This window comes from Chryseobacterium sp. VD8 (assembly GCF_037149975.1).
GTDB classification, from domain to species: domain Bacteria; phylum Bacteroidota; class Bacteroidia; order Flavobacteriales; family Weeksellaceae; genus Chryseobacterium; species Chryseobacterium indicum.
In genome coordinates this window covers 1-13,298 of record NZ_JBBCQL010000006.1, presented here as the reverse complement: position 1 = coordinate 13,298, position 13,298 = coordinate 1, and the positions used below count along the sequence as shown (strand labels likewise).

11 protein-coding genes are annotated in these 13,298 nt (G+C 33.3%); 9 read left to right on the top strand and 2 right to left on the bottom strand.

Translation table 11 applies throughout. The features are described from left to right. The first annotated feature begins 59 nt into the window (after positions 1 to 59). The 5 genes from WFK35_RS01370 to WFK35_RS01350 all read left to right on the top strand — a co-directional run bounded on the left by WFK35_RS01370 (position 60) and on the right by WFK35_RS01350 (position 4,699). A complete protein-coding gene (locus tag WFK35_RS01370) occupies positions 60 to 1,085 on the top strand; it encodes a hypothetical protein (RefSeq protein WP_002977353.1) in 1,026 nt (341 codons plus the stop codon). Positions 1,086 to 1,167: 82 nt separating this feature from the next. Further along, positions 1,168 to 2,913: a DUF262 domain-containing protein gene (locus WFK35_RS01365; RefSeq protein ID WP_002977354.1), complete on the top strand. Its 1,746-nt coding sequence runs from the start codon at positions 1,168 to 1,170 to the stop codon at positions 2,911 to 2,913. A gap of 55 nt (positions 2,914 to 2,968) precedes the next feature. Beyond that, the gene (locus WFK35_RS01360) at positions 2,969 to 3,418 is read left to right on the top strand and encodes a hypothetical protein (RefSeq protein ID WP_002977355.1); all 450 of its coding nucleotides are present in this window, start codon (positions 2,969 to 2,971) and stop codon (positions 3,416 to 3,418) included. A gap of 11 nt (positions 3,419 to 3,429) precedes the next feature. Then, on the top strand, positions 3,430 to 4,278 hold the full coding sequence (locus tag WFK35_RS01355) for a restriction endonuclease (protein ID WP_002977356.1): 849 nt from the start codon (positions 3,430 to 3,432) through the stop codon (positions 4,276 to 4,278). A gap of 79 nt (positions 4,279 to 4,357) precedes the next feature. Then, positions 4,358 to 4,699 (top strand): DUF2511 domain-containing protein, encoded by a 342-nt coding sequence (locus WFK35_RS01350; protein ID WP_002977357.1) that lies wholly within the window; start codon positions 4,358 to 4,360, stop codon positions 4,697 to 4,699. A 16-nt stretch (positions 4,700 to 4,715) separates the two neighbouring features. On the opposite strand, the gene WFK35_RS01345 is transcribed toward WFK35_RS01350, so the two are convergent. Both WFK35_RS01345 and dinB read right to left on the bottom strand, forming a co-directional pair. Then, positions 4,716 to 7,790, bottom strand: a complete 3,075-nt coding sequence (locus tag WFK35_RS01345) for a DNA polymerase III subunit alpha (protein WP_002977358.1) — start codon at positions 7,788 to 7,790, stop codon at positions 4,716 to 4,718. A gap of 8 nt (positions 7,791 to 7,798) precedes the next feature. Beyond that, complete coding sequence (gene dinB, locus WFK35_RS01340) at positions 7,799 to 8,944, bottom strand: DNA polymerase IV (RefSeq protein ID WP_027383735.1); 1,146 nt, start codon at positions 8,942 to 8,944, stop codon at positions 7,799 to 7,801. 61 nt (positions 8,945 to 9,005) lie between these two features. On the opposite strand from dinB, the gene WFK35_RS01335 reads away from it, so the two are divergent. The 4 genes from WFK35_RS01335 to WFK35_RS01320 all read left to right on the top strand — a co-directional run. Then, complete coding sequence (locus tag WFK35_RS01335) at positions 9,006 to 9,782, top strand: XRE family transcriptional regulator (protein WP_027383734.1); 777 nt, start codon at positions 9,006 to 9,008, stop codon at positions 9,780 to 9,782. A gap of 145 nt (positions 9,783 to 9,927) precedes the next feature. Beyond that, the gene (locus WFK35_RS01330; protein ID WP_002977361.1) at positions 9,928 to 10,533 is read left to right on the top strand and encodes an alpha-ketoglutarate-dependent dioxygenase AlkB family protein; all 606 of its coding nucleotides are present in this window, start codon (positions 9,928 to 9,930) and stop codon (positions 10,531 to 10,533) included. Positions 10,534 to 10,605: 72 nt separating this feature from the next. Further along, positions 10,606 to 11,679: a ComEC/Rec2 family competence protein gene (locus WFK35_RS01325; RefSeq protein ID WP_002977362.1), complete on the top strand. Its 1,074-nt coding sequence runs from the start codon at positions 10,606 to 10,608 to the stop codon at positions 11,677 to 11,679. Then, on the top strand, positions 11,676 to 13,298 hold a 1,623-nt coding region (locus WFK35_RS01320; RefSeq protein ID WP_336731021.1), incomplete at its 3' end, for a hypothetical protein. The genes WFK35_RS01325 and WFK35_RS01320, both read left to right, overlap by 4 nt.

The window sequence follows — 13,298 nt, the reverse complement described above, 5'->3', positions numbered from 1 at the left end:
TCACTTTCCCAGTGATTCTAAAAGTTATTTTCTTAAAATCCAAAACTAATTGCCACTTCATGAGAGAAGAATTTAATGAATTAAATGTACCGGATGGTCATTACCTTAAAATTGCAAAAAATTCCGGAAATATTTATTTTGATGAATTTATTGAATCTGTTTCAAAAATTAAACAGTTTATATCCAATAGAGATTTCAAGGATCTCTGGGGAAATAAGTTACAGCTAAAAAAAGCAAAATTTGACGAAAAAGCTTATATTCAAAGTGCCTGTGAGCTGGCAGTTGCAAATTATTTTTGTGAGAAAAATGGTTTCAGGGTCGAAGCTAAAGTAAACCCTAAAAATCAAAAAGATGTAGACGTTAAATTTCAGTCTAACAATTTCACATACAATATTGAAGTAAAATGTGCGGCTTTTACTAATAGAGAGAAGGTACAAAATACAGAATCTTTCAAATATCAAACTTATGGTCGACTTGACAATAGGCTAGACATAATGTCAATACTTTCCAATGCGATAGATGAAGGTTTAATAAAGCAAGGTAAATCTCTGAAAGAACATTCTGAGTTAAAAAGTATGGATAATAATCTTAAAGATTTTCTGATTAACGCGCACGAAAAATTTAATGATTTATCAAAAGAAAATGAGATCAATATTTTATTAATATGCTGTGGTGATAGAGAGGATATGCAGAGCTGGGTAGGTTATCTTAACGGCCCCGAAGGTCTGTTTACTAATGGTTCTTTTTGCGACCCTGCTGATTACAATAATGTAGACTTAGTGATTTTAACTAACTTATATTACAAGCACAAAGATTTCTATAATAAAAATATTGAGAATTCCTGGAACTTGAATGAAACCTTAAATCTAAGTATTATAAATCCTTACTGTAGATTACGTAAACCAAAAGGGATTGAAAATTTTGATAGTGAAATGATTAATTATAATTCAGAGATTAATCAATTTAAAGTGCCTGGACTAGCACCAGAAGTCCTGAAGGATGCCAGAAAAGTTGTGCATTTTGTAATCGACTATCTCGAAATACAAGAAGGCAAATATTTGTTTGATAAAAAGAGTAGTAATTGATATTCTCTTTGTTATCTCGACCTTTATAAGTGATCAACATAAAGTTCTTAAAGCTAAAAACATTAAAATTAAAAAATAAATTATGTCATTTTTTCCTCCGCTTTCAATTGCAGATGCAATCGATAAAATAGATTACAATCAATATTTACTTCCTGCAATTCAACGAGATTTTGTTTGGTCATCTGGAAAAATAGAGATGTTATTTGACTCACTTATGCAACAATATCCAATTGGTTCAATGTTGCTTTGGAGAGTTGAAGGTAATAACACACAAAACCAACGATTTTATGGGATCTTAAAAAAATATAGAGAAAGATTCCTCAATAGATCAGAAGAAGTTGATACAAAAAAACTTCCTAGCTTCGAAGTCGTTTTAGACGGGCAGCAGCGCCTTACTGCACTTTATCTGGGGTTGAAAGGTTCTTATGCTTATCACGAATATAATCTGGCTTGGAAAGATAATGAACACTCTATTCCTACAAGATATCTTTATTTAAATCTTAAATATAAAAAGGATTCTAGCAAGGACTTAAACGATAGTGACGATGATAGAAAATATGAATTCTTGTTTTTAAAACCTTCAGAAGCAAAAAATGAAGATGGAAATAAATGGTTCAAAGTCGGAGATATTTTGGGTATTCGCGGAATGGCACAGCTGAATTCTTATTGTAAGAAACACGAAATAGAAGATCAGGATGCTCAGGAGATATTGAGTCGGCTTCACGATATTGTTCATCTTGAGAAACTTATTCACTACTATCTTGAAAAAGGTTCTGATTTTACCAGAGCATTAGATATTTTTATACGAATAAATTCAGGCGGTATTAACTTAAGTTATTCGGATTTAGTAATGTCAACAACTATTTCAGGTTGGATGATTCTAGATGCCCGCAAAGAAATTAATGGATTAGTTGATGAAATTGTAAAGGAATACGGCTTTGCCGTAAACAAAGATTTGATTTTGCGTACCTATCTGATTTTGTACAACGATGATATTAAATTTAGAGTAACCAATTTCAGTATTAAGAATGCTAAAGATTTTGAAAGTAAATGGGAAAATATTAGGAAAGCAATTAAAGAAGTCTTTCAACTTATTGTAGACTTTGGATATGCTCCAAAAACACTGACATCATTAAATGCTGTTCTTCCGATTATATATTATTTATACAAAACTGATAAAGTAAAAGATTTTCATAAGAAAGTTGCATATAAAGATGATAGAGCAATTATTAAAAAATGGCTTCATGTTGTTTTGCTACATCAAATATTTGGCGGGCAAGCTGAAGGTGTATTAAAAGCTATCAGAGATACTTTGAAAAAAGAAATTGCTAAGTCTCCGGCAGTTTTCCCTGCTGCCGCTATTGCAAAGAGGCTTTCTAAAACCAATAAAAGTATAAACGTCGATAAAGAGTTTGTAGAAAATCTTTTATATACTCAGAAAGAAAATAGATACGCTTTTCCCATACTCGCATTACTTTATCCTAACTTAAAATATAAGGATGGAGATTTTAATCTTGATCATTGTCATCCGATATCAAATTTCAATGAAAAAAAGCTAAAATTAAATAATATCCAATTGACTGATTCTAATAGAGAATACTTTACAGATCCGGAGTATTTTAATTCCATTATTAATCTCCAAATGTTAGATGGTAATGAAAACAAGTCAAAAGGTGCAAAGCAACTTGCAGATTGGGTTTCTACAAATAAAATTAATAAGAAAAAGTACTATTTTCCCAATGATTTAAATTTTTCATCATTTGATAAATTTGCAAAACAGCGTCAAGTTATTTTGACAGTAAAACTAATGGAGGAACTTAAATTCTAATTTTTTTTGTTTAGTTAACAGTTTGATAATCTTATTTTTTAATAAAATGTACACTATGATATTAGAGATTAATGAATCCAGAAAGTTTATTTTTATAAGTACTAAAAATAATGTGACTTATCAATTTACTTCTAGATGTACTTATATGTTTAATGAGACATATAACGGTTTTACTTATGTATTTGAAGTGTATGAAGAGTCAAAGGAAAGTGATGATTCTTTTAGTCTCATTTTATTAGAGATGGAAAATGAAACTGATTTAAAAGTAGTTGACTTATATCCTGACAGTAGTAAGTACTATTTGGGGAAAGGAATTTCGATCAGCCTTCTTCTAAAGTGTAGAGAAATTTTTGGAAAGAGGATAATTTCCAGTAGTAATTTGAAAAAATCTGATAATTATTGTGAGTGGAATACGCCAGAAGCAATTGATAAAGTTTGGAATCCTTTGGTAAAATCAGGGAAGGCTATATATGATCAAGATGAAGACCTATATGTTGTAATTTGATGTGAAATACGATGGATGAATTAAACAGTCTTGATTGGAAGATTTATGAATCTCTGACAAAATATATTTATGATACTTTAAAAAAAGAATATCATATTCCAGTGGAGGGTTATGGGCAGAATTGTAAAATAAAAGGTAATTCAGGGGTTATGCATCAAATTGATGTGCTGACCGCTGAGTTTGATGGTTGCCAAACTTACAAAACGGCTATCGAATGTAAATACTGGAAAAAAAAAGTAACTAAAGATACAGTTATGAAGCTTCTTTCTATCATCAATGATACCGATATACAAAGAGGAATTATTGTGTCAAGGAATGGATTTACTCGGGATGCACAAATGTTTGCAGAACATCATAATATAAAGATAGTGCAGCTGAGAGAATCTGAAAATAATGATAATGAACAGAAGGAAGTTGAATTTGGAATTTTAGATTTATTTTTCAAGATCAATGTGAGCAGACCAGAGGTCACAAGAATAGTTGTTAAAACAAATGACGATAATGAAATTATACTTCCTGAAACACAGCAATATTTGGTTTATATTGAAAATAAAGATGGCACAAAAATAAGATTGTATGATTCTGTAATGGTTTTTAAAAAAAATCTACACACTCAAAAACCTTTTGAAATGGTTTTGAAATCTTACGATTTTACAGATCATAGACTGTTTTTTAATGGAAATTATCAAAAGATAAAAAGCATTACCTACACAGGTTTACTAACTATTATTAATAAGGACCATCAAAAAACATTTTCTCTAGTGGATAAAGTATGGATGATTATGAACCAAATCTTTGAACAAAAGACATTTCTTATAACCCAGCTTGGTATTGTTGTGAATAAAGAAGATTTGTCATAAATACTATTTATGTTCTTAGTAATACGGTTTCCCGTAATGTCAATTTAGTTTTCAAATCTATCTTTGACAAAATTAAAAAATGAAAGCTATTTACAGTTTATTACTTTTAGTATTAATATTATCGTGTTCTAACCCAGTCCAGCGAAATACAATAAAATTTTCAAAGCTGGAGTATGGAGAAAAATGGCCATTTTCAGTTGATGAAGTTGAAGTTTATTGTTCTGGATATAAAGAAATTTACTGCAAGGCCAGCAATGGAAAGACATATGCTTTAAATGGAACTGCTAAAGGTGTTTCACATAATAATGCTGCTATCAGTAAAGTTGATGAAATATGGTTGGATGATCCCAAATGGGCTGGATTAAAAATTTCATACGGAGATTTTATCACTAAAGGTCTGGAACTTTGTGAAAATAAATAACAAGAATACTAAAGAATCAGTTTATCTTTTTTCTTGGTAATCCAATTTCATGTTCCTGTGGATAGGGATTTCGGTGAGTCATACTAACGTCTTCCCGTAGACTTCTTTCCATTTCTTTAGATTTTTCATCATCCATCGAATATCGCGGATCGGCAATCAAAGGCATTTTTGCCATTTTAGTAATGGTAATAGTAGGAAAATGATAATCTACTTCAACAGTTCCTAATAAAAGGTAGACTCCTCCTTCCTTAAAGGGAAATTGTTTTAAACTGTCGGGAAAATGTGCCGTGTCAAAATACTCACCTTCAGCATCGATCCATGTTCCGAAATACATATCGTCTTTCTTTCCAGGATGATTTCTCATCTTGATAGGAACGTGTTTCCTGGAAATTAAATATGCCAGCATTTTAACCTGTTTTTTATGATACTTCAAGAGATCTTTAACCAAAACGTGACCTCTGTATTTAGTCTTGAGTAAATCAAAGATCGAATAGGAAACTGGAAATCCTAAAATTTCAATTTCATCAAAAGCGTCTTCAAAAGGGTTTCTATCTATTGTCGGTAGCTTATAATCTTTTTGAGGTTCCTCAAATAATGATATGATCTTGCTTTTATATTGATTCTTTGAAAGTAGGAATCTTGCTTCAATTAAAAGTTCGTGTTTCTGCTTTCCGGTAAATCTGAAAGCCCCGACAAAAATTAATATCTGTAAAGTTTCAATACCAATGTTGACTCTTTTTATAAAATCTTCTAATGATCCGTAATCGCCGTTTTCTTTCCTTTCTTCCGGGATATTTACTTTGATAGAAGCTTCAAGTTTTTCAATATGCATTAGACCTAAGTACACATCTGTTCCATATAATGTTGTATGAAATTCGCTTAGGTTAATGCAGGGGTTATGAATTTTAGCACCTGACATCTTCGCCTCGTGTACATAAACTTCTGTTCGGTAAAAACCACCGCCATTATTAATAGCAGATACCATAAATTCGATAGGGTAATAGGCTTTCAGAAACAGACTCTGATAGCTCTCCACGGCATAAGAAGCAGAGTGTGCTTTACAAAAGGAGTAGCCGGCAAAAGATTCAATCTGTCGATATACTTCCTGAGAAAGCTGCTCAGGATGTCCTTTCCTTTTGCAGGATTCAAAGAAATCATCTTTTAATTTTTGTAAAGCTGAAAGTGATCGTCCTTTACCACTCATAGCTCTTCGAAGAACATCTCCATTAGCTGCAGAAACTCCACCAAAGTGCATCGCAATTTTAATGACATCTTCTTGATAAACCATAATGCCATAGGTTTCGCCTAATTCTTTTTCAAATACATCGTGGAAGTATTCAAATTGACCGGGATGATTGTGTCGGAAAATGTACTCCCGCATCATTCCACTCTGTGCAACTCCTGGACGAATAATTGATGATGCAGCAACCAATACTTTGTAATTATCACATTTTAATCTTCTCAAAAGTCCACGCATAGCTGGAGATTCAATGTAGAAACAACCAATGGTCTTTCCAATGCTCAAAAATTCATTGCACTTGACTTCATCCTTAGAGATTCTGGTATCTTCAATATCTACATTGATTCCCTTTTTTTCTTTAATTAGATTAACGGTATCTTTAATCGTTCCCAATCCTCTTTGTGAAAGAATGTCAAACTTTTCCAGACCAATATCCTCAGCTGTATGCATATCAAACTGAACAATTGGAAATTCTTTTGGAGGAAATTCTAAAACTGAATAATTTGTAATAGGTTCTTCGGAAATAAGAATCCCACAAGAATGCATACTTCTTTGATTGGGAAATCCAACTAACAACTGTTCATACTTATAAATCTCTTGAACAATTGAATTTTGATCGTGTAGTTCTCTCGGTTTTTTTGAAAGCTGATCTAGTTCATCTTTCGGCAGTCCAAAGACTTTTCCCAGTTCTCTGAATCTCGATTTTCTCTTGAACTCCACATTAGTTCCACAAAAAGCAACGTGATTTTTTCCATATTTATCAAAAATGTATTCCAAAATAGTGTCACGATTCTTCCAACTCCAATCGATGTCGAAGTCGGGAGGACTTTTACGGTTTAAGTTTAGAAAACGCTCAAAGTACAAATCTAGCTCTAGAGGACATATGTCGGAAATGCCTAAACAATAAGCTATAATACTGTTAGCGCCACTTCCTCTTCCGACGTGCATAAAACCCATACGCTTACTGTATTGAATAATATCCCAAGTAATCAAAAAGTAGCCGCAAAAATTAAGTTGATGAATAACTGTTAATTCTTTTTCAGCTCTCTCAATAGCCTGTCTGTTATTATCAGGATATCTATGAGATAAACCTTCATAAGCAAGCTGGGATAACAATTTAAAGTCATTTTCCTTGCTGTCAGTATAATATTTTTTATTCTTCGGGGTTTTAAATTCAAAATCAAAACTGCATTGACTGACGATAAATTTCGTGTTTTCAACGATTTCTGGGTAATGCTTAAACTGATCGAGAAGAGTTTTCTTACTCATAAACAACTCATCTTTTCTACAATAATCTTTTTCAGCCAGTTTTGTAAAAAGAATATTACCATCTATGGCTCGTAATATTTTATGAAGTTCGTATTCGTCATCAGTCTTAAACGTTACCGGATGAAGGATAACCATTTTATGAGTGAGGGATTTGAATTCAGAATTGATTAAAAGGTTTAACTCATCTTGTCTGATTCCGATAAACTCGTGTTCCAATAATATATCAGGTTTATTTTGTAAAGTATAAATCACAAAGCAGTTTTCTAATTGAGGATTAGATTTTGGAATTTCAATATTTTCACAATTATAATCGGTCAAAAGCCTGTTGACTTCAGCTATTCCTTTCGGGTTCTTCGCTAAGCATATATAATACTGCTCATTTTCAACTCTGACATCAACGCCTACAATAGGTTTAATGCCTTTATCTTCACACAGTTTATAAAACTGATAGATTCCCGTTACGGTATTGATATCAGTTAGCGCAAGAACTTTCAGCTTATAATCCATAGCCAGATCAACTAATTCTTCAACAGAAATAGTCCCATAACGAAGGCTATGATAGGTATGACAATTGAGGAACATAATTTTATTTATTGAGTCAAAAAACCGGAAGCCCTTCCAAGGCTTTTAGCACCAAAACGGTCTTTCATTTTATCCATGGTCTGATATAATGAGATCAGCTCTTCGGTATCTTCAAAAAGATTCATCTGATGGCTTCCGTGAACCAGTCCTGTAAACTTGACACCTACAAGACGAATTCTCATTCTTCGGGTATAAACTTTCTTGAAGAGTTCCAGAATATATTTCAGCAATGTGTGGTCTGCTGAGGTATAAGCCACCTTACATTGTTTAGTCTCTGTATCAAAGTTGGCATATCTTATTCTTACTGATACCGTTGAGGTCAGCCATTTTTCCTGTCTTAACTGGTAGCATAACTGTTCAACCATTCCGGAAAGAATACTTCTGATATTCGGAATATCGATGGTGTCTTCGGAAAAAGTTGTTTCAGTTGATATGGATTTACGCTCTGAATATTGAATCACAGGATTTAAATCAATGCCATTGGCTTTTTTCCATAACTCAGTTCCATTTTTTCCAATTAATTCCTGAAGCACATCCACTGGCATTTTAGCAAGTGTTTCAATCTTTCTTACACCTAATCTTGAAAGGAGTTCAAAGGTCACATCACCAACCATAGGAATCTTTCTGACGGATAAAGGATTTAAAAAAGGCTGTATTGCGAGCGGTTTTAATTCTAATTTACCGGCTGGCTTTGCTTCACCTGTTCCAATCTTTGAAACTGTTTTATTGGTAGACAATGCAAAACTAATAGGTAGACCTGTATTTTTCTTTACCGCTTCCGCAATTTCGGTTGTCCATTGATAGCAGCCGAAGAACTTATCCATGCCCGACAGATCAAGATAGAACTCGTCTACACTTGCTTTTTCCATAACAGGAACTTTTTCCTGAATGATTTCAGTCACCAAATGTGACATTTTGGAATAATACTCCATATCACCTTTGATAACCTGCGCTTCGGGACATAAGCGTAAAGCCATTCGCAAAGGCATCGCAGAACGAACCCCAAATTTCCTGGCTTCATAGGAACAAGATGCTACTACACCACGATCTCCGCCACCTATGATCACGGGCTGATTCTCCAATACAGAGTCTCTCAGCCGTTCACAGGAAACAAAGAATGTATCCAGATCCATATGTGCAATCGCTCGTTCCATTTGACAAAATTATCACGATTTGTAGCAAAAAATTGTATATTTGTTGCTATAATTTATAGCAATGTCAATTTTATCAGAAAACATGCGGTATTTAAGAGGTAAGCTCAATCTGTCTCAACAAAAGGTTGCCGATGATCTTTTAATTACCCGAGGCCGATATAGTAAGTATGAAGATGATGCCGCAGCGCCACCCCTTGATATTTTAGTGAAAATTTCAAGATATTATAATATCAGCATCGATTTACTTTTGACCATCAACGTCAGCAAATATTCGATTGATGAGATTATGGAGCTCCCTGACAATAGGATTGTTCTGCCTATCAGGGTTGATCAGGATGGAAACGATCAGATTGAGATTATTCCACAAAAAGCCTCTATGGGTTATCTGAACGGTTATGGAGATCCGGAATACATAGAAAGTTTGGAAACGATATCCTTACCTTTTTTAAAAGGTGGGAAGTTTAGAGCGTTTCCAGCGGACGGAGATTCTATGCCGCCTTATAAGAACGGAACTTATATTGTTGGAAAATATGTAGAAAATCTTTCTGATCTGAAAACGGACCGGACTTATATTTTCATCACCACTAATGATGGAATCAGTTACAAAAGATTCCAGTTTCATGAAGCAGACAGTATATGGGTAAAAGCTGACAATCAATTTTATGAGCCATATAAAATTCCATTATCTGAAATTAAAGAGATCTGGGAATTTGCCTGTAGTATCAATACGATAGAATATGGAGCTGATGAATTTGCAGAACGTAATATTCAAAACTTTATGACAGAGATCAAGACCGATATCAAACAGATTAAAGAAAAAATAGGAGATAAGAATTGAATTCATTTGAATAAAGCTCAAAAATAAGTTTCCTAACATTACTTCATAAAAAAAAATCTCCTAAGGGAAGCAAAAACACAAATGATGAAAAAAATCCCGTATAAACGGGCCAGATCAAATATAAATATTTTAATAGAAAATTGCAATGAGTCAGCTGAGTTTATTTGATACGGAAGAGTTTTATAAATTTCCAAAAGACCTTTTGGAATACAAGGAACATTTCCTGAGCAGCAAAGAAGCCGATGAATTGAAAGATATACTGCTGAAAACGACACCTTGGGAACAGCGAACTCAGAAGATGTATGATAAAACAGTTGTAACACCCCGCCTTACTGCTTGGTATGGAGGAAATGATAGCTCTTACGATTCAGACGGAAATGTTTCAGGAACTAATCCTTGGACTCCCGAGCTTTATACTTTAAAAGAAAGGATAGAAAAAGAATTTGGGTATCAGTTCAATGGTGTTTTATTAAACCTGTATCGTGATAATAATGATTCCGTGGCATGGCACAGAGATAAAGAAAGCCGCTATGGAAAACGACCTGTGATTGCATCAATCAGTTTAGGTCAAACCAGAAACTTTGATTTCAGAAAAAAAGACCATCATCAGAGCAAATACAGTTTGCCATTGCCTCACGGTTCGTTACTCATTATGAAAGGGGATTTACAGGAAAACTGGGAACATCGAATTGCTAAATCAACAGTAAAAATGAAAGAAAGGATTAATTTGACCTTTCGTTTAATTATTTAAATAAACTCTTACTTATCCAATTAACTTTTCCTATTTTAGAAAAAATAAGAAAGTATTAATAACCATTATTTTATGACTCAAAAAACACATCGGATTAGTTTTCATTTTTTCGATATCGGCGGCGGTGATGCTATTTTTATCAGATTTTTAGGAACAGATTCCCAATGGCATAATATACTTATTGATGGAGGATATGGTAAAGAGTACAAAAATTCTTTTGCCCCATTAATAAAAGAAATTTTGTCTTCTGGCGAACAAATTGAAAATTGGATTATCAGCCATATAGATCGCGACCATATCGGTGCCGTAAAAGGTTTTGTCGTGGACAAAAAAATTGAAAATAAACAAGACGCTGTAAAGAATTTTTTATTTAATCATTCTCCTGAGATGATAAAGGAATCTAATGGGAAAATCTCAGTCGGTGACGGGATTTTACTTAGGGATTTTTTAACTGCAAATAATCTTCTTACCACAGTGCCAATAAATACTGAAACATTACCAATTGAATGTTTTGGTTTTAAAATGACCATTCTTTCACCTACACCTGAAAAGGAAGCTGCTGCAACAGAATTGTGGAAAGAAGAAGAAAGTAATGGTAAAATTGGTAGAAAAGAAAATCAATCCGACCATAAAAAAATAATTGAAGAACTTACAGGGAATGAATTTAAACCGGATACAGATCCTGTTAATGGAAGCTCTATTGCTGTTCTTGCCGAGTTTGATAAGGTAAAAGTACTCTTATTAGCCGACAGTCATCCCTCTGATATAATTGACAGTTTAGATGCATTGGGGTATAATAAAGATCGGCCACTGCCCGTGAAGTTTATGCAATTATCACATCATGGCAGTAAAGCCAATACCTGCCCTAAATTGCTGGAAATAGTTCAGACCAATTGTTATGTGATAACTGGAAACGGTATCCATAACAGACATCCGGATAAAGAGACTATAGTTAGAATCATTACGAACGAGAGAAGAAATTCTGAAATTATCAAAATTCATTTTGCTTGTGATACTCAAGAATTGAGAAATATCTTTGAGGTCGATGACGACGCTTTTGAAAGATATACATTTGAATGTGATTATTCACAAATAGGACCTGACAGCTTAGAACTTTCGTACCTGCCCTTAACTCATAAAATATGAATGAAAATATACCACAGCTTTCTACAATCAAAATCAGATGTAACCACGAAATTGCTACAGCAGTAATTTTCTACCCGAGTCCTGATGTTGATGACGTGTATGTCTTGACTGCAAAACATTGTTTAGAAGGTAAAAAGTTCGATAAAGAATATGTAAATACGGATATTAAACTTGAAGAGATTTTTAATCAGGAAACATCAGAATTTCATTCATACAATTTGACCGAAACAGATATTGTTATTGTGTCAGATGATGATGAGGATATGGCATTGTTGATTCTTTCTAAAAAGAATATTCTTCCACTTACAGGTAAACAATTTTTTTGTCAGGTAATTGATACTGATGAAATGGTGGAAGATTATCAAATTAGAGGGTATGCTAATTTTAATGATCAAGAGGCAGATCGATCTTTTCCTATGAAATTTATCGAAGATATCAAGAGCAATCGATATAAATTTACACTAAAGTCTGAAAATTCTCTCGATACATATTATCAACAGGCCTTGGAAAATGTTGAAGGATTGTCTGGAAGTGGCGCTTATTCTATCTTGTATGGAAAAACTTATTTTACAGGTATTATTCATACATACGAGGACGGTGGATTTTTTTTGGCGACCAAAGTTTTAGCATACAATAAGCTGATTCCATATCCTAAGTTCAGTCTGATCAATTCTATCAAACCGGAGACAGATAAAGATGTTCTCTTAAGTTATGAAGAAATGGAAAAAAATGAACAAACCACTAATTCTAGAACTAGAGAAAAAATCGGAGATTTTAATGTTCCTCGTGATAATATAGACCTCCTGCAATTGCTTAAAGAAAAGAATCTTGTAGTGGTTCATGGAAACCCGGGAGTTGGAAAATCGGCTTTGACAAAATCAGCTGTAAGTGATTTGAAAATGTCTGGAGATCGTAGTGTTTTAACTTTTACCGCTGAAAACCTGTATTGTGAAACAATTAGTGAAGCTTTGATAAAAGCCGGATGTAAAGTTAGTATCGAACAAATATTGGCAAGTCCTTTATCAAATAAGTATTTTTTAATTTGGATAGAAAGCTTTGAAAAACTAATAGAGTCAGGTAGCTCGGGAGCATTTAATGAACTACTTCAGATACTGGAAAAAAATAAAAATATAACTATAGTTTTAACAATAAGAGACTACTTATTACAGAAGTTTAAAATCGATTACTATTATGAGCTGCCAGAAAATATTGCTTATTTTCAAGTAGGTGAATTTAATGATGCTGAGGTTGAATTAATCGTTGAAAAAATTCCTGACTTACTGCCATTGATGGAAAATTCTAAGATTAAGCATCTTTTGAGAACTCCTTATTATCTTGATAAAGCTGTACGAATTATACCAGAACTATTAAGTGAGGAACACTTGGACGAGTTACAATTTAAAAGGTTAATGTGGAAATATATTGTTGAAGACAATCAATCACGACGAGGAACTGTTTTCTATGAGATTTGTCTTAAAAGATCTACAGAAATGTCTCTTTTTACAACATATGAGAGCGACAACAGTGTGACTGCTGATCTTGTTAAAGATAATATTGTACAGTTGGATGATATGTCCGATACCAGTGCTTACAGTCCTTCTCACGACATATTGGAAGAT